The 22,353-nt window shown below is 65.3% G+C and carries 21 protein-coding genes; 12 read left to right on the top strand and 9 right to left on the bottom strand.

Features of this window, described 5'->3' with window-relative positions; all coding sequences use genetic code 11:
• Positions 1-75 precede the first annotated feature (75 nt).
• Positions 76-672, bottom strand: coding sequence for a tetratricopeptide repeat protein (locus tag I6F38_RS10540; protein WP_225160249.1), 597 nt, complete (start codon positions 670-672; stop codon positions 76-78).
• 254 nt (positions 673-926) lie between these two features.
• On the opposite strand from I6F38_RS10540, the gene I6F38_RS10535 reads away from it, so the two are divergent.
• Positions 927-1,313 (top strand): ester cyclase, encoded by a 387-nt coding sequence (locus I6F38_RS10535; protein WP_225160248.1) that lies wholly within the window; start codon positions 927-929, stop codon positions 1,311-1,313.
• A gap of 28 nt (positions 1,314-1,341) precedes the next feature.
• Here the strand turns inward: I6F38_RS10535 and I6F38_RS10530 are convergent, their stop codons facing one another.
• On the bottom strand, positions 1,342-3,075 hold the full coding sequence (locus tag I6F38_RS10530) for an adenylate/guanylate cyclase domain-containing protein (protein WP_225160247.1): 1,734 nt from the start codon (positions 3,073-3,075) through the stop codon (positions 1,342-1,344).
• Positions 3,076-3,204: 129 nt separating this feature from the next.
• Entirely contained in the window at positions 3,205-3,759 is a 555-nt protein-coding gene (locus tag I6F38_RS10525; protein ID WP_225160246.1) for a PAS domain-containing protein, read from the bottom strand.
• Positions 3,760-4,245: 486 nt separating this feature from the next.
• Between I6F38_RS10525 and I6F38_RS10520 the strand changes: the two genes are divergently transcribed.
• The gene (locus tag I6F38_RS10520; protein ID WP_168856741.1) at positions 4,246-5,043 is read left to right on the top strand and encodes a rhomboid family intramembrane serine protease; all 798 of its coding nucleotides are present in this window, start codon (positions 4,246-4,248) and stop codon (positions 5,041-5,043) included.
• A gap of 191 nt (positions 5,044-5,234) precedes the next feature.
• Positions 5,235-5,663, top strand: coding sequence for a CBS domain-containing protein (locus tag I6F38_RS10515; protein WP_028336151.1), 429 nt, complete (start codon positions 5,235-5,237; stop codon positions 5,661-5,663).
• 3 nt (positions 5,664-5,666) lie between these two features.
• Here I6F38_RS10515 and I6F38_RS10510 read toward each other — a convergent pair whose 3' ends face one another.
• Positions 5,667-6,698 carry a patatin-like phospholipase family protein gene (locus I6F38_RS10510; RefSeq protein ID WP_092082213.1) on the bottom strand — a complete coding sequence of 344 codons (1,032 nt, stop codon included), beginning with the start codon at positions 6,696-6,698 and terminating at the stop codon, positions 5,667-5,669.
• A gap of 293 nt (positions 6,699-6,991) precedes the next feature.
• Here I6F38_RS10510 and I6F38_RS10505 point away from each other — a divergent pair, with 293 nt between their 5' ends.
• Positions 6,992-8,068 (top strand): hypothetical protein, encoded by a 1,077-nt coding sequence (locus I6F38_RS10505; RefSeq protein WP_225160303.1) that lies wholly within the window; start codon positions 6,992-6,994, stop codon positions 8,066-8,068.
• A gap of 177 nt (positions 8,069-8,245) precedes the next feature.
• Positions 8,246-10,729 (top strand): EAL domain-containing protein, encoded by a 2,484-nt coding sequence (locus I6F38_RS10500; protein ID WP_225160245.1) that lies wholly within the window; start codon positions 8,246-8,248, stop codon positions 10,727-10,729.
• Positions 10,730-10,906: 177 nt separating this feature from the next.
• Here I6F38_RS10500 and I6F38_RS10495 read toward each other — a convergent pair whose 3' ends face one another.
• Together I6F38_RS10495 and thrS are read right to left on the bottom strand one after the other, a co-directional pair.
• Positions 10,907-11,470, bottom strand: a complete 564-nt coding sequence (locus tag I6F38_RS10495) for a nitroreductase (protein ID WP_076831733.1) — start codon at positions 11,468-11,470, stop codon at positions 10,907-10,909.
• An 85-nt stretch (positions 11,471-11,555) separates the two neighbouring features.
• Positions 11,556-13,604, bottom strand: a complete 2,049-nt coding sequence (gene thrS / locus I6F38_RS10490; protein ID WP_225160244.1) for a threonine--tRNA ligase — start codon at positions 13,602-13,604, stop codon at positions 11,556-11,558.
• Between the two features lie 227 nt (positions 13,605-13,831).
• Between thrS and I6F38_RS10485 the strand changes: the two genes are divergently transcribed.
• Both I6F38_RS10485 and I6F38_RS10480 read left to right on the top strand, forming a co-directional pair.
• Positions 13,832-15,142, top strand: a complete 1,311-nt coding sequence (locus I6F38_RS10485; RefSeq protein ID WP_225160243.1) for an ATP-dependent Clp protease proteolytic subunit — start codon at positions 13,832-13,834, stop codon at positions 15,140-15,142.
• Positions 15,143-15,248: 106 nt separating this feature from the next.
• A complete protein-coding gene (locus tag I6F38_RS10480; RefSeq protein WP_225160302.1) occupies positions 15,249-16,385 on the top strand; it encodes an MFS transporter in 1,137 nt (378 codons plus the stop codon).
• Positions 16,386-16,467: 82 nt separating this feature from the next.
• On the opposite strand, the gene I6F38_RS10475 is transcribed toward I6F38_RS10480, so the two are convergent.
• Positions 16,468-16,635 carry a hypothetical protein gene (locus tag I6F38_RS10475; protein WP_016843922.1) on the bottom strand — a complete coding sequence of 56 codons (168 nt, stop codon included), beginning with the start codon at positions 16,633-16,635 and terminating at the stop codon, positions 16,468-16,470.
• 146 nt (positions 16,636-16,781) lie between these two features.
• Positions 16,782-17,093, bottom strand: a complete 312-nt coding sequence (gene yidD / locus I6F38_RS10470; RefSeq protein ID WP_018272286.1) for a membrane protein insertion efficiency factor YidD — start codon at positions 17,091-17,093, stop codon at positions 16,782-16,784.
• Positions 17,094-17,375: 282 nt separating this feature from the next.
• On the opposite strand from yidD, the gene I6F38_RS10465 reads away from it, so the two are divergent.
• Positions 17,376-18,299: a hypothetical protein gene (locus I6F38_RS10465; protein ID WP_057019664.1), complete on the top strand. Its 924-nt coding sequence runs from the start codon at positions 17,376-17,378 to the stop codon at positions 18,297-18,299.
• 126 nt (positions 18,300-18,425) lie between these two features.
• Here I6F38_RS10465 and I6F38_RS10460 read toward each other — a convergent pair whose 3' ends face one another.
• Positions 18,426-18,872: an iron-sulfur cluster assembly scaffold protein gene (locus I6F38_RS10460; RefSeq protein WP_028342685.1), complete on the bottom strand. Its 447-nt coding sequence runs from the start codon at positions 18,870-18,872 to the stop codon at positions 18,426-18,428.
• A gap of 240 nt (positions 18,873-19,112) precedes the next feature.
• Between I6F38_RS10460 and folE the strand changes: the two genes are divergently transcribed.
• From folE to I6F38_RS10440, 4 genes are all read left to right on the top strand, one after another.
• Positions 19,113-19,793: a GTP cyclohydrolase I FolE gene (gene folE, locus I6F38_RS10455; RefSeq protein ID WP_016843918.1), complete on the top strand. Its 681-nt coding sequence runs from the start codon at positions 19,113-19,115 to the stop codon at positions 19,791-19,793.
• A gap of 28 nt (positions 19,794-19,821) precedes the next feature.
• Positions 19,822-20,250 carry a phosphoribosyl-AMP cyclohydrolase gene (gene hisI / locus I6F38_RS10450; protein ID WP_225160242.1) on the top strand — a complete coding sequence of 143 codons (429 nt, stop codon included), beginning with the start codon at positions 19,822-19,824 and terminating at the stop codon, positions 20,248-20,250.
• A 205-nt stretch (positions 20,251-20,455) separates the two neighbouring features.
• On the top strand, positions 20,456-21,067 hold the full coding sequence (locus tag I6F38_RS10445; RefSeq protein WP_346657106.1) for a cytochrome c4: 612 nt from the start codon (positions 20,456-20,458) through the stop codon (positions 21,065-21,067).
• Between the two features lie 49 nt (positions 21,068-21,116).
• Positions 21,117-22,331 carry a cytochrome c gene (locus I6F38_RS10440; RefSeq protein WP_225160300.1) on the top strand — a complete coding sequence of 405 codons (1,215 nt, stop codon included), beginning with the start codon at positions 21,117-21,119 and terminating at the stop codon, positions 22,329-22,331.
• The last annotated feature ends 22 nt before the right edge of the window (positions 22,332-22,353 follow it).

Genomic DNA, 22,353 nt, shown 5'->3' with positions numbered 1-22,353 from the left:
CGGACGAGCGACAGCGACATCCGGGGCCGGTCCTTCCCCGCATGTCGCTCCGCTCATGCAGGCTACGCGACGCGCTCAGTAGACGAGGTTCGTGCCCGGCGGCTTTTCCAGTGCCGCCGCCAGCGTCCGATACTCCTCGCAGTCGGTGCCACAGATCTCGGCGATCCGCTGCAGATGATACTGCGCCTGGTCGCGGTTTCCCTGTTCGATCTGCCACAGGCCGTAGTAGTTCCACGTCAGGACGTGGTTCGGATCGGCCTTGAGCGCACGTTCGTACCAGACCTGCGATTGCTTGTAGTCGCCGAGCTTGCGATAGGAGTAGCCGATCACGTTCGCGACATCAGGCTGATCATCGCGGCCGAGTGCGTGCAACTGATCGATCGCGGCGGCGTAGTCGTTGTGTTCGTAGATTGTCGCATAGGCCGCGCGATAGCCGTCGCGGAACGCCGGGTCCTCGAAGCCGGACTGCTTGACGGGCTTCTTGACCTTGTGCGTGGTCTTTCTGTCCTTCTGCTGGGGATAGGACGGCGCGGGAGTGCCGTAGCTCGACCCGTATGGGTCGCCACCACCACCACCGCCGCCACCTCCGCCAGCCGCGATGGCGGTCTGCGGTGGGAACAGAATGATCGGCGCTGTCAGAAATGCCGCAAGCATCATCGGCGACTTGATCATGGACGCCTCCCGATTTGACAAGGACAGTTATTGACCTGAAGCACTAACTCCCGATCACGGGAGACATTCCGCGCGTTTTGAGAAATTGTTTGCCGAAGCGGCAATCGCACTGTCTCTTCGGGACGTCGCGCTTTCACGTGCACGCCGGCTGAGTGTTTCGTTCGCGCCATCGGACATCGGAGTCGAAACTAACATCGGTGTTAGAATCACAGTCGAATGCTCAATGGCTATACCCGCGGCAAGGAGGACGATCGATGATGAGGACGGACCTCGCCGAGATCTACCGGAACTACATTGCCTGTTTGAATCGCCAGGACTGGCCGCAACTCGGTCAGTTCGTTGACGAGCATGTGTGCCACAACGGCCGGCGGCTCGGGTTATCCGGCTATCGCGAGATGCTGGAAGGGGACTTTCGCGACATCCCGGATCTTCGCTTCAACATCGAACTGCTGGTGTCGGATGCGTCCCATGTCGCGAGCCGGCTGGCGTTCGACTGTTCGCCGAACGGCACGTTCCTCGGTATCGGCGTCAACGGCAAGCGCGTCTTCTTTGCCGAGAACGTGTTCTACGAATTCCGCGACGGGAAGATCGTGCAGGTCTGGTCGGTGATCGACAAGGTTGCAATCGAGGCCCAGCTGTAGCGGCGGAGCCTGGATGAGCGTGGCGCCGCTACTTCCGCTCCAGATGCCAGGCGCCGTCCCAATCGGCCGCCGGCGGATCCTGCCTGAAGGCTGCGACGCGCGCCTTCATGGCGATCGACGGGCCGTCGCCGGGCGCCGCCGCCAGCGCGGCGGTGAAGGCCTGCTCGGCGTCATCCCAGCGGCGCTCGCGATAGGCGGCGAGACCGTCCGCGTAACGCTGCCGCAACTCGGTCTGCGCCGGCGTCAGTTCGTCCTTCTTGCCGAGGATCTCGAACACCGCGACCGGCTGGGTCTGCCCCATCACCACGAGACGATCGATCTCGCGGAGCTCGATCGTTGCGGCGCAGGCCGCGGCGGTGGCCTCCGAGATCAGGCTGCGGCTGCCGTAAAACTTGTTGGCGCCTTCCAGCCGCGAGGCGAGGTTCACGGTGTCGCCGAGCACGGTGTAGCTCATCATGAACTCGGAGCCGATGCTGCCGACCAGGGCCTCGCCGGTAGCGATCCCGATCCGGATGTCGCAATCGGCCGGAATCACGCGCACGCCGAGCAGTTCGGGCAGATCCTTGCGCAGCTGGTTGACCTGGCCGATCATGTCGATGGCGGCAAGCGCGGCCAGATGGGTCTGCTCGGCTTCCTCGACGAAGGGCGCACCCCAATAGGCCATGATGGCGTCGCCGATATATTTGTCGATGATGCCGCGATGCGCATGGACCGGCGCTGACATCGTCGACAGATAGAGGTTCATGATCTTGACGAGGCCGCTCGGCGTCACGCCCTCGCTCAGGCTGGTGAAGCCCTTCATGTCGCAGAACATCACCGTCATGACGCGGCGCTGTCCTTCGGTCGCGGCGATCGCCGGCTGTTCGAGCAGGCCCTCGGCGATCCGCGGATTGATGTAGCGGCCAAACGTCTCGCGGATGCGCTGGTTGTGGCGCAGCGTCTCGATCATGCGGTTGAAGGCGGCCGACAGCTGGCCGATCTCGTCCTGGGTCGTGATGGTGATGGCACCGTCGAGGCGGCCGGCCTCGACCTCGCGGGTGCTTTCGAGCAGGCGCATCACCGGACGCGTGATGCCGCTGCCGACCAGCATCGCGAACACGAAGCCGAGGATCGCGGCTATGGCGGTCACGACGCCGGAGATGATGATCGCCCGCTGCTGCGCACTCATCACCTTCGCAGCGGCCGAAGCGACCTGCGCCAGCATGTCGGCGCGGATGCTCTCGATCCTGGTGTTGAAGTCGTCGCGCAGGGCGTCGGCGCGCAGCGTGGTCGCTTTCGCCGCCGCAAAGTCCTTGGCGTCGATTTGCTCGAGCAGCGTCTTGTTCTCTGCGTTCAGGCGCATCAGGAGGTCGTTGACGGCATTGTCGATGCGGTCATCGAGGCGTCCGAGCGCGGCGTTGTCGGATGGCGTCGAGGGATCGGCGATGATCGCATCGATCAGCACGCGTGCGGCATCGGCCTCGCGCTTGATCAGGGGCTCGATCTCGTCGAAGGCCTTGCGCGCGCTTTCGTAGCCGGAGTCTTCGGCCGGCGCCTGCATCTTCGCCATCATCATCCGGCGCATGGCGAGCGAGCGCTCCAGCGCGCGGATGTTGACGCGGGCGAGGTGGCCATAGGCGGGGATGTAGCGGTTGGTGAGCTCGTCGAGGAGATGGCCGACCTGACCCGCCATCACCATCGACAGCAGCGAGGTGATCACCGCGAGGATGATGAGTCCCGCGGCAATGCCGACGATCTTCTGCCTGATCGAATTCCGAAACATGCCCAGCCCGGCCGCAGCTGCAATGAGCGGGTCCACCCCGCCGTGACGGCCAGACAGCTAATAGAGTTCCGCGGGGCGGGGTGCAAGCCGCCGGCGCCTGCCGTCCCGTCCCAAGGCGGGCGCCGGCGGCTAGCGCAGGCCCTCGTAGACCATCAGGCCGCGCGCGATCGCGAGCTTGCGCAGGGTCCGCGGCACGAACCGCTCCTGGGGATGCAGGTAGCGCCACGAGGTCAGCACCAGGTCGTGCAGCCGGCCGACGTCGTCCTCGAACGGGGCGAGCAGGCCGGTGAGGCTCGCCGGCACATGGACGCGGGCGGTGAAGGGGAGCAGCAGCAGTTCGAGATGCGCCTTGGCGCCGCTCTCGGTCGTGGCGGTGATGCCGGCGATGGCCGGCAGGGTCTCTTCGACGACACAGGTGATGATGTCTTCGATCTCGCCGCGGCTCGCGCTGGTGAACAGGGCGGAAAAGCTCCGGTTCTTGAGGTCGCAGCCGAGTAGGGCGGAGGTGCGGGTGCCGGCGACGCGGAACGGAAATCGGGTCTCGCCGTCATAGGACAGCACGAAGATATCGGACAGCAGTTCGCGTACCGCGGACGGCTCGAACTCACTCCGGTCAGGTGCACGTGCGGTGCCGCGCTTCGCATTCCAATATGCGAAGAACTCGCGGCTCGAGCTGTGTTTCATCTAAACCTTGCCCGGCACCTGTCTCGGCGGGACACATCTGTCCCGGTTTTGCTCAGGCGCCTTCCCTTCTCTGTTGTGCAGGGAAGGCTGTGCAGCGTCCATGCCGTGGCCGCGCTTTGGGCGGCTTATCGGCAGCTTTGTGTTGTTAACGTAAATTTAACTATGTCCTTGGCCCCCGCGGAACCTGTGGGTAGGGTCCGCGCGTTCCCGTTCGTGCCGGCTGCCCCAAGCGCCGGCGCCGTTGGTACACAGGTGGCGTCAAACAGTTTGGTCACCGTGCGGGGAGGGGTGGGGATTCTCTCCCGATCCCTCCGGGGCACGAGAAGACCAGCCGATCAGGGAGGGCGTTCTCAGCGCCCTCCCTTTTCTTTTGTCCCGATTCCGCACTGCGCGACACTCGGTGTCCGATTTTGGGACTGTGCACTTGCACAGGGGTGCGAAAGCCGCCTATCTCTGATCCACCGCCGCATCGAGGTCGCCGACCCCTTGGACTCCCATCCCGAATCCCCGCTCGCGCCGCCGCCGGAGGCGCCGCGCGAGCCGATCCTGACCTTGCCGCCGGCGCTCACCGCCTACATCCTCCTGATTGCGGCGATCCATCTGCGGGTGCTGCTGCCGCCGGAGCTGGAGAACTGGACCATCGACGTCTTCGGCTTCATCCCGAAGCGCTACGATTCAACGCTGCTCGACATCACCTTTCCGGGCGGCGAAGGCGCCAAGGTCTGGACCTTCGTCACCTATTCGCTGCTGCACGCCAACCTCACCCATATCGGCTTCAACGTGCTGTGGCTGCTGCCGTTCGGCAGCGCGCTGGCGCGGCGGTTCGGCGCGCTGCGTTTCTTTGTCTTCATGGCGGTGACGGCGGCCGCCGGGGCGCTTGCGCATCTGTTGACCCATGAGCACGCGATCGCGCCGATGATCGGAGCTTCGGCTTCGGTGTCGGGCACGATGGCGGCGGCGATCCGCTTTGCCTTCGTGAAGGGCAGCTTCCTGTCGTTCAGCCGTGGCGATGCCGAGGCGGCGGCCAAGGTGCCTGCGCTGTCGCTGTGGCGGGCGCTGCGCAACGGACGGGTGCTCGCCTTCCTGGCGATATGGTTCGGCGTCAACATCCTGTTCGGCGCCACCTCGCTGTCGCTTGGCGGCGAGGGCGCGAGCGTCGCCTGGCAGGCGCATATCGGCGGCTTCCTTGCCGGACTGCTGCTGTTCTCGTTGTTCGATCCGGTGCCGCGCACGCGGGACGATGCTGCAGATGCGTCGTCGGTGGATCAGTCGGGGCGCGTCTGATCGCCGCTTGCGGCCTGGATCGAATTCCTCCATCATCTTTGCGACGCAGAAACAAAGCGGGCCGACAAATCGAGCCCTGCTACTCGCCGCGCCCCGGAACCGAAATCGGCGCGGAACTGTTGATTGAAGACTCTGGCGAACAGGCTCGGCTCCGCTCAAGCGGGGCGCGAGCGGATTCAGGGAGGCCGACAATGACGGTACGTTCCATTCTCGATGCAAAAGGCCATCAGGTCATGAGCGTCGCGCCCGGCGCGAAGCTCTCGGCCGCGGTCAAGCTGCTCGGCGAGCGCAAGATCGGCGCGGTGCTTGTGATGGAGCAGAGCCGCATGGAGGGCATCCTGTCGGAGCGCGACATCGTGCGCGTGCTCAGCGAGCGCGGCGCGGGCGCGCTGGACGAACCGGTCAGCGCGGTCATGACCAAGAAGGTCGTGAGCTGCCGCGAGTCCGATACGGTCAGCGGCATCATGGAGATGATGACCACGGGAAAATTCCGCCATCTTCCTGTCGTCGAGGACGGCAAGGTGGTCGGGCTGATCTCGATCGGCGACATCGTCAAGCGGCGCGTCGAGGAATATGAGCGCGAGCAGGAAGCGCTGCGCGACTACATCAAGACCGCCTGAGCGCTACTTCCCGGTGCTACCCGCGCCGCTCGACGGCGGCGCCAGGATGTCGATCGCCTCCTCGATTGCGCTGATGGAGCGTTCGGCCGCACGGATGCCGTGCGCGATCAGGTCGTCGGCGCGGTGGAAGTCGAACCAGCCGATCTGACCGACCCGCGGCGAGATCAGCATGTCAGGCGGATCGCCGGCAAGGCGTGCGCGGGTGATGCGGTCCTGCATGATGTTGAAGGCGTCGACCATGACGCTCGAGATGCCGGGTCGGCTGGCGCTGCCGAAAAACTCCCGCTTCACGGTGCGTTCGGCGGAGAAGAAGCGGCCAAACCGGCGCTTCGGCGGCTCCGGCTCGAGCTCGGCCTCGGCGGTCACCGCAACCGTCACTTCGGGCGCGGCGGAGGGGCCGTGATTGTAGATCGTGGTCGAGTGCGCGAACACGTCGCTGGAGAGGTTGGCCGCAATGACGATCTCGGCGCCGAGCGCGCGCGCGGCCGAGACCGGCACCGGATTGACCAGCGCGCCGTCGACCAGCCAGCGGTCGCCGATCAGGACCGGCGCGAAGATGCCGGGCAGCGCGTAGGAGGCGCGCATGGCGTCGACCACGCGGCCCTGGGTCAGCCAGATCTCGTGCCCGGTGCGCACTTCGGTGGCGACGCTGGCGAACTTGACCGTGAGGTCCTCGATCATGACCTGGCCAAGCGCCGCCTCGATCTCGGCGGCCAGCTTGGCGCCGCGGATCAGGCCGGAGCCGTTGAGGCGGATGTCGAGGTAGCCGAGCACGCTGCGCGGCTGCAGGCCGCGCGCCCACTGCTCCAGCGTCTCGATATGGCCGGCCGCATAGGCGCCGCCGACAACGGAGCCGATCGAGGTGCCGACCACCACATTGGGGACGATGCCGTGGGCCAGCAGGGTCTTGATGATACCGATATGGGCAAAGCCGCGCGCGGCGCCGCCGCCGAGCGCAAGCCCGATGACCGGCCGGCGAACCGTACCCAGTCCTACCTTGTCGGGGCCGTCGGAGCTCTTGTGGCCTCGGCCCATCCAGCTATCCAACACGACAAATCTCCTGCCAGCGCGAGACTAGGCTGCGCAGCATGGCTGCGCCAGCGTCGTCCGTCTTCATGGTTATTCCCACAGGCATGATTCATGCCCCGGGTAGTCCGCGGTAGGCAGGGAATGTGACTGGACCGCGACGGTAGAGCTAACATCGGCTTGATCGCGCGGTTCCAAATGGCGGACGCCGCCCGCCCGGACTGTGACAAAGCCTTGGACGCCCCTTCGATCCCCTTGGACGAAGGCTTGAATTTGCCGCGTTTTCGTTGAAAAGCATGATGATGACTTCGAGGGGCAACGGCATCGACGGATGCGGGCGGGGCATGCGGCTCCTTCCGGTGTTGACGCTTGCGGCATTTTTGCTCGCCCTGATCCCCGGTTCCGTATCTGCACAGTTCTTCAGCGACCGGCCGCCGCCGATTCCGCCCGCCTCGGTCCCTGAGGTGCCGTCCGGTCCGGCACTCAACCTGGCGCCGCCATCGGGCGGCGGTTCAGGGCCCGTTCTGCCCGGTCCGCTGAACCAGCCGACCATCGTCCAGCCCTCGATTGCGACCGTGCCGCCGGTGGTCGCCGTGCCGCCGGCCGGCTCGCCGGCCGCGGGGCAGGCGGTGCTGTCGCTGACGGCGCGGTACGGCAAGGACCTGCCGGTCATCAATGCCGGGCTGGTGTGGCGGGTGTTCGCCGACAAGCCTGACGACAACGGCACCTACAAGCTGGTCCGCGAAGAGCGCGGGGCGACGCCTAACGTGGTGCTGCCGCCCGGCAACTATGTCGTCCATGTCGCGCTCGGCCTCGTCAGCGCGGTGCGCGCCGTCAGCTTGAAGTCGGAGACCGACCGCGAGTCCTTCGTGCTCCCGGCCGGGGGCCTGCGGATCGAGGGCCGGGTCGGCAGCAGCAAGATCCCCGCCAACCAGATCTCGTTTGCGATCTACAAGGGCAGCCAGTTCGACGGCTCGGACCGTGGACCAATGGTGCCGAACGTTGCAGCCGGCGACGTCGCGCTGCTGCCCGAGGGCACCTACTACATCGTCTCCAACTATGGCGACGCCAACTCGGTGGTGCGCTCCGACATTCGCGTCGCGGCGGGCAAGCTGACCGACGTCACCGTCACCCATCGCGCCGCCGTCATCACGCTCAAGCTGGTCAGCGAGCGGGGCGGCGAGGCGCTCGCCAACACCGCCTGGTCGGTGATCACGCCGGGCGGCGACGTGATCAAGGAATCGATCGGCGCGTTCCCGCGCGTCGTGCTCTCCGAGGGCGAGTATCGCGCGATCGCCAAGAACGAAGGCAAGGTGTTCGAGCGTCCCTTCAATGTCGTCAACGGCGTCGATGGCGAAGTCGAGGTCGTGGCGCGCTGACGTCCGACCGGCCTGCATTTCATGCAGCTGTCATAGTCTCTAATGTGAACTAACCATCGCGCGAATTTGAGCCGTCATAATCGCTCGCGGCGATACCGGGCCTGCCTATTTTTACATGACGTTAAGTCGCGGCATGACTTGGATGCCGTGGGGACTAGTGTTTGCGTGGGGCGCGCCATGGTCATGGCCAACAAGAAATCAGCTAAAGCATCGGCCAAATTCAATTCCGAGATGTTCGCCGACGTACCGGTTCTGCAACGCAAGTGGCAGGCCGCGGTCCGTCCCGGCGAAAAGCTGCCGCACTATGAAGACGTGATGCTCGGCAGTCTCGGCCGGCTCGCGGATCATATCGTGCTGCTGCGGAGCGTCGATGGCATGCTCAGCGTCTCGCACGCCGGCCGCTATGTCCAGACATGGCTGAACGACGAGCGCTGGGACATTCCGCTCAGCGCCCTGCCGCCGGATTGCGCCACCGCGTTGACCGAAGCCGCCGCAAACGCGCGCGAGAACTGCCGGCCCTATCTGGCGTCGGCGCATTGCGTCCGCGACGGGCTGGTGCGGACCTTCGACGTGCTGGCGCTGCCGACGCGGTCGCGCTGGGGCGGTATCCTGGTCGGCGTCTACGTCAACGAGCGCAATGCGCAGTACAATCTGCTCGATACGATTTTCTCGGCCACCGACGAGGGCGTGCTGTCGCTCGCCGCGATCCGCGATGCGCGCGGCGAGCCGGCCGACTTCCAGATCGTGCATCTCAACCAGGGCGCCGCAAGGCTGCTGATGCAGCCTGCGACCGAATTGCTGTGGCGCCGGCTCAGCGCCGGCGGCAACCCGCTTGCGGCGTCATCGGTGATGAGCCGTCTGCGTGGATTTGTCGGCGGCGGCCCGGGCGGGCAGTTCGAGATCGACAGCGGTGATCGCTGCCTGCGGCTCGGCGTCACGGCGTTCGGCGACATGCTGTCGCTGACCGTCTCCGACGTCACTGCGCTGAAGCAGCGCGAGCTGTCGTTCCGCCTGCTGTTCGAGAACAACCCGATGCCGATGTGGGTGTTCGACGCCGGCACGATGGAATTCCTCAGCGTCAACGACGCCGCCGTTCAACACTATGGATACAGCCGGGAAAAGTTTCTCGGCATGACGCTGCGGCAGATCTGGCCGGTGGATGAGTGGAGCGTGCACAGCGCCGCGTTGCGCGAGATCGGCGACGTCTATCAATCGAGCCGCGACTGGCGGCACATCAGGGCCGATGGCAGCGAGATCCATGTTCTGACCTTCGGACGCAAGGTGGCGTTCGAGGGCCGCGACGGCTATCTGGTCGCGGTGGTCGACATCACCGAGCGCCGCGCCGCCGAAGCGCGGATCGCGCATATGGCGCACCATGACGGTCTCACCAATTTGCCGAACCGCGATTTCTACCAGGAGCGCCTGCGCGAGGCGCTGGAGCGCGGCCGCAGTGGCAACAAGCGCGTCGCGGTGATGTGCATCGACCTCGACCTGTTCAAGAACGTCAACGACTCCTTCGGACATCCGATGGGCGACCGGCTGCTCAAGCTGGTGGCGGAGCGGCTGCGCGAGGTGGTCCGCGACGACAATGTGGCGGCCCGCCTCGGCGGCGACGAGTTCGCGATCGTGCTTGCGGCCGACGTTTCGCCGAACGAGGCGAGCGCTTTCGCCGAACGGCTGATCGAAGCGCTGAGCGCGCCCTACAACATCGACGGGCTCGAGGTCGTGGTCGGCGCCAGCGTCGGCATCGCGCTGTCACCGGGCGACGGCACGACGTCGGAAGAATTGATGCGCAATGCCGACATGGCGCTGTACCGCGCCAAGTCCGAGGGCGGCGGCGTGCACCACTTCTTCGAACCGGAGATGGATCAGCAGGCGCAGAAGCGCCGCGACATGGAGCGGGATCTGCGCGCGGCGTTCAGCAACGGCGAGTTCGAGCTGCACTACCAGCCGCTGGTCGATATCGCGGCCGACCGCATCTCTGGCTTCGAGTCGCTGCTGCGCTGGCGGCACCCGCAGAAGGGCATGGTCTCGCCTGCGGAGTTCATCCCGGTCACCGAAGACATCGGCCTGATCGTCGCGCTCGGCGAATGGGTGCTGCGCGAAGCCTGCTCGGAGGCGATCAAGTGGCCGGCCGACGTCAAGGTCGCCGTCAATCTGTCGCCGGTGCAGTTCCGCAGCCGCAATCTGGTCCAGGCCGTGATCTCGGCGCTGGCGCATTCCGGCCTGTCGGCGCGGCGGCTCGAGCTCGAGATCACCGAGTCGGTGTTCCTGGCGGAAACCGAGGCCAACCTCGCGATCCTGCATCAGCTGCGCGAACTCGGCGTCAGCATCTCGATGGACGATTTCGGCACCGGCTATTCCAGCCTGAGCTATCTGCGCAGCTTCCCGTTCGACAAGATCAAGATCGACCGCTCCTTCGTGAAGGATCTGGCGCGGCGCTCCGATTGCCTCGCGATCGTGCGCGCGATCTCGGGCCTTGGCCGCAGCCTCAGGATCACCACGACCGCGGAAGGGGTCGAGACGACAGACCAGCTCGACTGGCTGCGCGCCGAAGGTTGCAACGAGGTGCAGGGATTTCTGTTCAGCGCGGCGAGACCGGCCGGCGAGATCGCGGCCTTGCTGAGCGGCTTTGCGGAGCGTGCGTCGAAGGCGGCGTAACGTTTTTCCGGTCGTCATGCCCGGGCTTGACCCGGGCATCCATCCTCTTCGACAGAGTCTTTCAGTAGTCGTCATGCCCGACAATGGCGAGGGGTTTTGTAGCCCGGGTGAGCGAAGCGACACCCGGGACGAGTGTCCCGCATATCGCTCCGCTCATGCGGGCTACAAGGCTATACCCTAGAACCGCGTCACGATATCGGACAGGGCCGGGCGCGGGCGGTCCTCGCTCGGCCTGGTCGGGGTGCCGATGTGAATGAGCCCGGCGAGCTTCTCGTCCGGCTTGAGGCCGAGGCCGTCGAGCACGTCGCGGTCGAAGACAAACCAGCCGGTCAGCCAGCAGGCGCCGTAGCCGAGCGCGGTCGCCGCGGTAACGATGTTCATCGCGCTGGCGCCCGCCGACAATTCCTGCTCCCACGGCGGCACCTTCGGGTGCGGCTTGGTGAAGGAGACCACGCCGATCACCAGCGGCGCGTCGGTCAGGCGTTTCTTCTCGACCTCGATGTCGGAGGCCGGCGCGCCGGGATTCTTCCGGGCGAAGACCTTTGCGATCACGTCGCCGGCCCGCGCGCGGGCATCGCCCTCGAACACGATGAAGCGCCAGGGCGCGAGCTTGCCGTGGTCGGGTACGCGTGCGCCGATCGTCAAAATGGTCTCGAGCTCGGCCGCGGACGGGCCCGGGCCGGTCATCTCGCGCGGTTTCATCGAGCGGCGCGTCTTCAGGAGTTCAATGGCATCGGGCACGGAAATGTCCTTCAAGGGGAGTCGTGCCCCCCAAGATGGGGACACGACCAAGCCAATGAAAGCCAGTTTAGACCGATTGTGAAGATCAGGCGACGGATCGCGCCCGCTTCACGTCGGGCGGCGTCGCCTCATCCACCAGCGCGGCGATCGCCTCATCGGTCGGCATCACGGTCTGCCGCTCGCTGCCGAGGCGGCGGACCGAGACCGAGTGGGTCTCGGCTTCCTTCTTGCCGACGACGAGCAGGGCCGGGATCTTGGCCAGCGAGTGCTCGCGGACCTTGTAGTTGATCTTCTCGTTGCGCAGGTCGATCTCGACCCGGAGCCCGGCGCGGCGCGCTGCCGCCGCCACCACCTTGGCGTACTCGTCGCCTTCGGAGGTGATGGTCGTGACCACGAGCTGGGTCGGCGCCAGCCAGAGCGGGAAGTTGCCGGCATAGTGCTCGATCAGGATGCCGATGAAGCGCTCCATCGAACCGCAGATCGCGCGGTGCACCATGACAGGCGCCTTCTTCGAGCCGTCATGATCGATGTAGAACGCGCCGAACCGCTCCGGCAGGTTGAAGTCGACCTGGGTCGTGCCGCACTGCCAGTCGCGGCCGATGGCGTCGCGCAGCACATACTCGAACTTCGGTCCGTAGAACGCGCCTTCGCCCGGATTGATCTCGGTCCGGATGCGGTTGCTGCCCTTGGCCTTGATCTCCGACAGCACCGTCGCCATCACGCGCTCGGCGTGATCCCACATCTCGTCGGTGCCGACCCGCTTCTCCGGCCGCGTCGAGAGCTTGACGGTGAGCTCGCCGTCGAAACCGAAGTCGGCGTAGGTCGACAGGATCAGGTCGTTGATCTTGAGGCACTCGTCGGCGAGCTGCTGCTCGGTGCAGAACACATGGGCGTCGTCCTGGGTGAAGCCGCGCACCCGCATCAGGCCGTGCATCGCGCCCGACGGCTCGTAGCGATGCACGACGCCGAACTCGGCGAGCCGCAACGGCAGGTCGCGGTAGCTCTTCAGCCCGTGCTTGAAGATCTGCACATGGCCCGGGCAGTTCATCGGCTTCAGCGCGAACCAGCGCTTGTCCTCGGCCTCGTCGCCGGCGGACTGCGCCGCAAACATGTTCTCGCGGTACCAGTCCCAATGGCCCGAGGTCTCCCACAGCGCCTTGTCGAGGATCTGCGGGGCGTTGACCTCGTTGTAGTCGCCGAGCAGCCGGCGCCGCATATAGGCGATCAGCTGCTGGAAGATGGTCCAGCCCTTGGGGTGCCAGAACACCACGCCCGGGCCTTCCTCCTGGAAGTGGAACAGGTCGAGCTCGCGGCCGAGCTTGCGGTGGTCGCGCTTCTCGGCTTCCTCGATCTGCTTGAGATAGGCGTCGAGGTCTTCCTGCCCGGCGAATGCCGTGCCGTAGATGCGGGTCAGCATCGGATTGTTGGAATCGCCGCGCCAATACGCACCCGCCACCTTCATCAGCTTGAAGGCGTTGCCGATCTTGCCGGTCGAGGTCATGTGCGGGCCGCGGCAGAGATCGAACCAGTCGCCCTGGAAGTAGATCTTGATCGGCTCGTTGCCGGGAATGGCGTCGACCAGCTCGACCTTGAAGGCCTCGCCCTTGTCGCGGAACACCTGCTTGGTCTTCTCGCGATCCCAGACTTCCTTGGTGAACGGCTTGTCGCGCGCGACGATCTCGCGCATCCGCTTCTCGATCGCGGCAAAATCTTCCGGGGTGAACGGCTCGTTGCGGAAGAAGTCGTAGTAGAAGCCGTTCTCGATCACCGGGCCGATCGTGACCTGGGTGCCCGGCCACAGCGACTGCACGGCCTCCGCCAGCACATGCGCGGCATCGTGCCGGATCAGTTCCAGCGCGCGCGGGTCTTCGCGGCCGATCAGCTCGATCTTGGCGTCGGCCTCGATCGGATCATTGAGGTCGGCAAGCGTGCCGTCGAGCGCCATCGCGACGGTGCGCTTGGCGAGCGAGGGCGAAATGCCTTTGGCGATGTCGAGACCGGTGGTCCCTCTCGGGAAATCGCGCCTCGCTCCGTCAGGGAAGGTGAGGACGATCTTGTTCACGGGTTCTGCGGGCTTGAGGTTGGAGAGGCTGTACTGGAATCCGGATTCGGATTTGGGTGGCGTATCGGCCATGGTGACTCCTGTAGCTCACTCCTGCGAACGAGCGCAGGTAAGCGGAAAGCAGCGGTATAGCAGGGGATTTGGCGCCTGCAATCCGGCAATATCAAGAAAATGGGCCTCCGGCCGCACGGATTTGAACAAGGCTCGGCTGCAGGCGACGCCACGGATCGTTGCGACGCTGCCGATCATCGTCTAACGTCCGGCCTCCGTTTTCCGCCATCGCGCGATCCGCAAGGTTCATGTTTTCCCGTCTCCTGTTTTTCGTGGCGTTGCTTCTGATCCCGGGCGTGTTGCGGGCGGAAGAAACACCGGTCCAGAAGACCGGATTTGCGAAAAAGCTGACCATCTATCTCGCCCATGGGCCGGCGAACGCCTGCGGCGCCGGCTGCGATCGCTGGATCGCGATCGAAGGCGAGATCGATCGGGAAGCCGCGCAGCGGATTCGCACCTTCCTGTTTGCCAACAAGGACAGGCAGCTTCCGATCTACCTTCATTCGCCGGGCGGAAACGTCGAGCAGTCCTATGGGATCGCGCGGTTCCTGCGCGCGCACAAGGCAATCGCCCGGGTCGGCCGTACCATTGTGCCGGCCTGTTCCACCGGCACGCAGATCGACGCCGCCTGCCTGAAGATCAAGGCTGCCAAGGGAGAGGTCGAGGCCGAACTCACCACGCGCAACGCGATGTGCGTGTCGGCCTGCGCCTATCTGTTCCTGGGCGCGACCAGCCGCGAGGTGGCGCCCGATTCGGTGCTCGCGGTGCATAACTCCAAGCTGATGTTCGTCGTCCACGGGCATCCGCCTGCGCAGGTCGTCGCGGACTTCAGGCGGCGCGAGATGGTGAGCGCCGATCGCGACCGCAATGTATTCCTCGCGGCGATGGGCATCAGCCATGAGCTCAGTGACCTCATCAAGTCCGTGAAGTTCGAGGACCTGCACGTGCTGACGCGGCCGGAGCTCTATCGATTCGGCATCGATACGCGGCCGCTGCCGGAAACCCTGTGGGCGGTGGAGAAGGAGACACGGCCCTATGTTCGCAAGATCGTGCAGCAGAAAAGGGCCGACGGCAGCGCGTTCCGCATGATGGAGTGGCGGCTGTTCTGCGAGAGCAAGGATCGCGGGCGGCTGATGTTCGTGCGCGAGTTCGAGGAGGGGGCAGCCGGCAAGAGCACGGTGCTGATGATGGCCGGCGCGACCAAGACCGTTGCATTCGGCCGGTCGGCACGGTTCGGCAAATACGAGGTCTGGAGCGAGGCGGTGACCTCGGACATCGTCAAGGCGATGCTCGCGGCCCCGCATCTGCAGATCGGCGAAAGCGCGCTGGCAACCGACGCCAAGCCTGACGCCAAGCCTGACGCCAAGTCCGACGTCAAGTCTGACACCAAGTCCGGCCTTGCGACATTCGATATCGGCACCACCGGGCTGGAGCAGGGCTGGACGCAGCTTCTGGCATCATGCCCGGCGGCGACCGCCGGTCCGAAGCCTGCGAGCCCGTTGCCGGCCGCCGTGTCGCCGAGCGTCAGCGCCGTGCCGGCGGCGTCGCCGTCGCCATGAGCGCAAGAGGCGCCGTTCGATCAGGTGCCATGCATTTAGATGCAGTTGCATCGATCTCGACGTCTGCTAACAACGCGGCGTGAAACGCTTCGCTCCCACCGCATTGATGCTCGGCAACATCGTCACCGGCTGCTCGGTGCTGGCGCCGGCCGGCATGCTGGCGGAGTTGTCCGACGGACTCGGCGTCACGATCCACACCGCGGGTCTCCTGATTACCGTCGGCGCGATCGTGCTGTGCGTGGGCTCGCCGGTGACGGCGTGGTTGACCAGCCGGATCGAGCGGCGGGCGCTGCTGACGGCGACGCTGCTGGTGCTGACGCTGACCAATGCGGCTTCCGCCTTCGTGCCGAACTACGACAGCCTCCTGATCATTCGGCTGGTGATGCTCGCGGTCGGCGTGCTCTACACGCCGCAGGCGGCAGGCACCGCGGCACTGATCGTGCCGGTGGAGAAGCGCGGCAGCACGATTGCCTACATCTTCCTCGGCTGGTCGCTTGCTGCCGCGATCGGGCTGCCGCTGATCACCTTCATCGCAAGCCGCTACGGCTTTCGCGCGACCTATGGCGCGATCGCGCTGACCGGGCTCGTTAGCTCCCTGCTGCTGTGGTGGCGGCTACCAGGCGGGCTGCACGGTGCGCCGGTTGACCTCAGAACCTGGGTCGATCTCGGCCGCAATCCGATGGTCATTCTGCTGCTGTCGATCACGACGCTGCAGATGTCCGGCCAGTTCGTGGTGTTCACCTTCATGGGGCCGCTGCTCGCCAAACTGACCGGCGCCAATGCGGACGCCGTCGGGATCGTGTTCGCGCTCTACGGCATCTTCGGGTTCGTCGGCATCGTGATCGCAACGCGCGTGGTGGATTCCTGGGGCGCCTGGAAGACTTCGGTCCTGTTCACCGTGCTGCTGCTCGCAGGCGTCGCCGGCTGGGCGCTGAGCGCCGGCGCCTACGGCCTGATGGCCGCCTCCGTCGCGGTGTGGGGCCTCGGCTTTGCATCGACCAATTCGATGCAGCAGGTACGCCTGGTCGGTGCGGCGCCGGCGCTCGCTTCGGCGTCGGTCTCGCTCAATACCTCGGTGCTGTATATCGGTCAGGCCATCGGCTCCGCGATCGGTGGCTTGCTGTTCGCCCGCGAATGGCTGCACAGCGCAGGCTACGTGGCTACGGCCTTCGTCGCGGCGGCGCTCGCGGTCGTGGTCGTCACGCGGCCGCGACGGGCGGCCGCCACCGCCGCGGCCGAGTGAACGGTTGGCTTTCACGCTTGTGTTCGCGAGAGCATCCCAAGCAACGATCCGCGTGAGGAATATCCCGGAGCTCGACTGCGCGTCACCACCTCACGCTTTGGCTGGGCACGATGAACGCCGTCGTGCTTGGCTTGTTCGGATTGTGGGTGAAGTAGCCGTAGGCGGCGACGATCACGACGAGCAAGGCAAGCACGGCCAGCAAGTCGATCTGCCGGGGATCATGACCATTGTGGCTGATTTTCCAGCGCATTGTTGTTTCCTCCCCAAAGGGGGCAACGAAACAATGCGCCAACTATCGCCACAGTTCCGCCGGGCAGCAATGCGCGCCGCGCTTGGACGTGCCGCAGCAATCGATCAATTGTCGTTGACGCCGCGTCAACTGTTGTTGACGCCGCGTCAGCCTTCGTTGACGCCGCGCCAGCGGCCATAGCGCCAGGGCAGGTACCAGCGTGCCCCGGGCGGCTTCGTCAGCGGGACATTATCGATCCCGGATGTTCCCCAGGGCTGGCAGCGCAGCAGCCGCGCCAGCGTCATCCAGCCGCCGCCCCACAGGCCGAAGCGTTCGATCGCTTCGTCGCCATAGACCGAGCAGGTCGGCAGATGCCGGCAGTTGTAGCCGACCAGCGGCGACAGCGTGTGCCGGTAGATCCAGATCAGGGCGCGGCCGAAGTTGCGCGGCAAGCGGCGCATGGTGCTGGCACAGTCCATGCATCGTGGATGGTGTATCGTTGAATGGTCTGTCGGCGGCATACGCAAGTATGTACGTAGTCTTGCGGGGGTTCCAAGCCAAGGAACTGTTTTGTTGCAGATATTTACGCCACAGTTCGTTATTATTGCACAGCACCGATGGCGCTGCAGCAAGGGCTCTATGGACGGTCCGGGTCAGCAACGCTACCGTTCCCATAACACGCCGCTGACAGAATCGTGGCGCATTGCCATGGGGCCATTGCCACCGCTCGCATCACCAAGGGCTTGGGGGAAGGAACCAAATTGAGGCTCGTCAAGTCGCTCTCGTTGCGCAGTTGGGCGCTTACCGGCGCCGTTGCTCTTTGCTTCGCGGTTTCCGGCACCGCCGCCATGGCGGGCGGTTCCGCGCAGGCCAATTCGACCCTCGAAGAGCGCAAGCTGCCGATGAAGTTCAGCTGGATCGCCTGCCAGCCGAATTGCCGTGGCTGGGTGTCCGCGGTCGGCATCATCACGGCCGATAGTCCGAGGGAATTCGACGAGTTCGCGCGCGGCCGCCAGCTCAACGGCGCCACCATCGTGCTCGACTCCAGCGGCGGCTCGGTCAACGACGCGATCGCGCTCGGCCGCCGCTTCCGCGGTCTCGGCGTGCTGACCACGGTCGGCACCAGCGTCGTCAATCAGGCCGCGCAGGGCGGCCGCGCGAGCGTTCTGCCGGATGCTTATTGCGAGTCGATGTGCGTGTTCCTGCTGTTGTCGGGCAAGACGCGCTACGTTCCGCCGGCCGCCCATGTTCGCGTACATCAGATCTGGATGGGCGATCGCGCCGACGACGCCAAGGCGGCGAGCTACACCGCGCAGGACCTGATGATCGTCGAGCGCGATATCGGCCGTCTTGCCAAGTACACCTTCGATATGGGCGGCGCGGGTGATCTGCTGGCGCTCTCGCTCAGCGTGCCGCCGTGGGAAGACCTGCACGAATTGTCGGCGGCCGAATTGCGGCTGACCAATCTCATCACTACCGATGCGGTTGCCGACGTGCTGCCGCGGCAGGACAACAGCAAGGACAACGCAATTCCCGTCGCCGAGGCGAAGCCGAAGAACAACGATCGCTTCTTGAGCAGCGCGATGGAGGGCGAGGCGTCGCAGGCGAGAGCGACCAAGACCGCCGAGGTCGTGGTGCCGACCGGCGGCAGCGCAGCGCCGGCGCCGGTCCAGCCCGCGCAGTAAGAACGCACATTGTCGCGTCGTTCCGGGACGCGTAAGCGGACCACAGATGCGCAATTGCGCATCTGGGAACCTCGAGATTCCGGGTTCGATGCTGCGCATCGCCCCGGAATGACCTGACATGCAATTTTACGCCGGCTGCTTCGCCTTGGCCTCGATCTGGCCGATCGCATCGACCACGGCATCGAAGGTCAGCAGGGTCGAGGCATGGCGGGCCTTGTAGTCGCGCACCGGCTCGAGCAGCGCGATATCGGCCCATTTGCCGCCCTGCGGGGGCTGGCCGTTTTCCTTCAGCATCTTGCGGACCGTCTCGCGCAATTCGCGCAGCTCGTCCGCGGTCGAGCCCACCACCTGGCTCGCCATGATCGAGGAGGAGGCCTGGCCGAGCGCACAGGCCTTCACGTCATGGGCGAAATCCGTCACTACGGGACCGTCCATCTTGAGGTCGACCTTGACGGTCGAACCGCACAATTTGGAGTGGGCGGTGGCGCTGGCGTCCGGGTCGGCCAGCCGTCCGAGGCGCGGAATATTGCCGGCCAACTCGATGATCCGCTTGTTGTAAATGTCGTTCAGCATGGAGACAGATGCCTGGTTCCGGCGGTGCCGGGCGCTCTTGGCGGCTGGGTTGCACCGTCCTATATATGGACGGCAACGCCGGAAACATAGCCCGGCCATGCAGCCACCGCGGCTCACCTCCGCCGCGGCGGTGCTACAATTGTGGGACTCAGGCGCCCGGCGGTCGAACCATCCGCCCCGTCTGCCCGGTGACACATCCGGACCAAGGTCAAATCCGAGGGCCGGTCGAACGGAGAAGACATGGACGCCTTGATCAAATCGATTCGCCCCAACAAGCCGGCCGACGCGAAGCCCGGCGAGCTCGACCCCTCAGAATTCATGACGGCGGCCGTCCGCGCCGACCAGCCGCGCCCGTCGCGGGCGGAGGCGGAGGACGCCGTGAAGACGCTGCTCGCCTATATCGGCGAGAACACCGGCCGCGAGGGCCTGCTCGACACGCCGCGCCGGGTCGTCGAGGCCTATGACGAGCTCTATCAGGGCTACCACCAGTGCCCGGCCGAGGTGCTGAACCGCACCTTCGGCGAGACCGCCGGCTACGACGATTTCGTCCTCGTCCGCGACATCGAGTTCACCTCGCAGTGCGAGCATCACATGATGCCGTTCTACGGCAAGGCGCATATTGCCTATACGCCGGTGGAGCGTGTCGTCGGCCTCTCCAAGCTGGCGCGGCTGACCGACATCTTCGCCCGCCGTCTGCAGACCCAGGAGCATCTCACCGCGCAGGTCGCGGCTGCGATCGACGAGGTGCTGAAGCCGCGCGGCGTTGCCGTGCTGATCGAGGCGGAGCATACCTGCATGTCGGTGCGCGGCGTTGCCAAGCATGGTGCATCGACCTTCACCAGCCGCTTCACTGGCATGTTCCGCGACAATCCGGCGGAGCAGCAGCGTTTCTTGTCCCTGGTGCGAGGACCGAACCGGTAACCTCGCATTTTCCTGAGCGAGGTTTTCCGTGTCCGCAGCGACCCACGATCACGACCGCGAGGAGGGGCTGGCCTTCCAGCCTAAATTCGACGCGGCAGGTCTTGTGACCTGCGTCGCGACCGATGCCGCGACCGGCGATGTGCTGATGGTCGCGCACATGAACGACGAGGCCCTGCGCAAGACGATCGCGACCGGCGAAGGCTGGTACTTCAGCCGCTCGCGCAATGCGCTGTGGCGCAAGGGCGAGAGCTCGGGCCAGACCCAGCGCGTGCTCGAGATCCGGATGGATTGCGATCAGGACGCGGTGTGGATCAAGGTCGAGCAGATCGGCGCTGCCTGCCACACCGGACGGCGCTCCTGCTTCTATCGCGCGGTGAAGGACGAGGACGGTGACATTGGTTTGTCATTCGTCGATGCCGATCGGATGTTCGATCCGGCGCAGGTCTATCGCAAATAGAGCGTTGATCTAAATCAAATGCGATGCGTCGAAGTGATGCACTTCGTTGCCTCCTGTTCGGCCGTGTGCAAGTAATTGCACATCGTCGTCGCGCTGGGGGTGAGTTGTGGCGCATCGTCTGATACCGCTTGTTGGGTTTCTCGCCTGGGTTGTATTGCCGATCGGTGCAGCACAGTCGCAAACGGCGGAACGTGCGCCCGATACGATGGCCGCGCGCGTCCTTGCTTGTGCGCCGTGTCACGGCGCCGAAGGCGAGGGCACCAGTGACGCCTATTTCCCGCGGCTGGCCGGCAAGCCGGCAGGCTATCTCTACAACCAGCTCATCGCATTCCGGGATGGATGGCGGAAATACCCGCCGATGAACTACCTGCTGGAGTTTCAGACCGACGATTACCTGAAGAAGATCGCCGAATATTTCGCCTCGCTCAGGCCGGCATTTCCGCCGCCGGTCCCGCCGGTCGACAGCAAGGAGATTCTGGCGCGCGGCGAGACGATCGTGAAGAACGGCGATCCACAGCACGGCATTCCGCCCTGTTCAGCCTGCCATGGTCCCACATTGGGCGGCATGGAGCCCGGCATTCCCGGCCTGCTTGGCCTGCGCGCCGCCTATATCAGCGGCCAGCTCGGCGGCTGGCGCTACGGCACGCGGACCGCGTTCGCTCCCGATTGCATGCAGATCGTCGCGAGCCTGCTGACGGAGGACGACGTGAAGGCGGTGGCCGCCTATCTGTCCTCGCGTCCGGCGCCGGCGGATCCATCCTTCGCGCCGCGAGGCAGCCTTCCGATGCCGCTCGAATGCGGCAGCGAACCGCATTGAAGGGATCGTGCCGATGTCGCGAACCTTAACAGGACTGCTTGTCGGACTGATGCTGGCACTGTCGCCCATCGCGGCATCGGCGCAGCAGAAGACGGCCGATCCGGCCGTCCTCGCCAAGGGCGAGTATCTCGCACGCGCCGGCGATTGCATCGCCTGCCACACCGCGCGCGAAGGCAAGACCTTCGCCGGGGGCCTGCCGATGAAGACGCCATTCGGCACGCTCTACACGTCGAACATCACGCCCGACTCGCAAACCGGGATCGGCACGTGGACTTCCGATCAGTTCTACCAGATGATGCACAATGGCCGCTTTCCCGATGGCGGTCTGGTCTATCCGGCGATGCCGTTCGCCTCCTATACCAAGGTGACGCGCGAGGACAGCGACGCGATCTACGCCTATTTGCGCACGGTGCCGCCGGTCAGGCAGCTCAACAAGCCGCACGACCTGACATTCCCGTTCAACAACCGCTCGCTGATCCTCGGCTGGCGCACGCTGTTCTTCAGGGAAGGCGAGTTCAAGCCTGATCCGACGAAGTCGGCGGAGTGGAATAGAGGTAACTACCTGGTCGAGGGGCTGGGTCATTGCGGGATGTGTCACACCCCGATCAATGCGCTCGGCGGCAGCAAGCAGTCGCAGGCCTTCGAGGGCGGCCTGATCCCGATGCAGAACTGGTACGCGCCGTCGCTGACCTCCAACAAGGAGACCGGGCTCGGCGACTGGACGATCGAGGAGATCGTCGACTATCTGCGCAAGGGCGTGTCCGCCAAGGGCGCCGTGTACGGACCGATGGCCGAGGTCGTCTACAACAGCCTGCAATATCTCAATGATGATGATGCGCGCGCGATGGCGGTCTACCTGAAGGGCCTTGCGCAGGGCGGTCCTCCGGAGAAGGCGTCGACTTCGCTGCCGTCGGCCGAGAGCAGTCTGCTGCTGTCCTTTGGCAAGTCGATCTATGACCGCGACTGCGCAAGCTGTCATGGCGCGACCGGGCAGGGCATGCCGCCGGATTATCCGCCGCTTGCCGGCAATCAGTCGATCCAGATGGTCTCCGCGGTGAACCCGATCCGGATGGTGCTCAATGGCGGGTATCCGCCGGGTACGTTGGGCAATCCGATGCCCCACGGCATGCCGCCGTTCGCGCAGAAGCTGTCGGATGACGAGGTCGCGGCTGTCGTGACCTACATCCGAACGGCCTGGGGCAATCGCGGCGAGCCGGTGTCGGCGCGGCAGGCCAACGAACTGCGGGCAGCAACGCTGAACTAAAGCATGATCCGGAAAAGTGCGA

It is taken from the genome of Bradyrhizobium sp. BRP56 (assembly GCF_020194035.1).
In the GTDB taxonomy this organism is placed as follows: Bacteria; Pseudomonadota; Alphaproteobacteria; order Rhizobiales; family Xanthobacteraceae; genus Bradyrhizobium; species Bradyrhizobium australafricanum.
The sequence above is the reverse complement of the archived record's forward strand: the minus strand, read 5'-3'. Positions and strand labels throughout refer to the sequence as shown.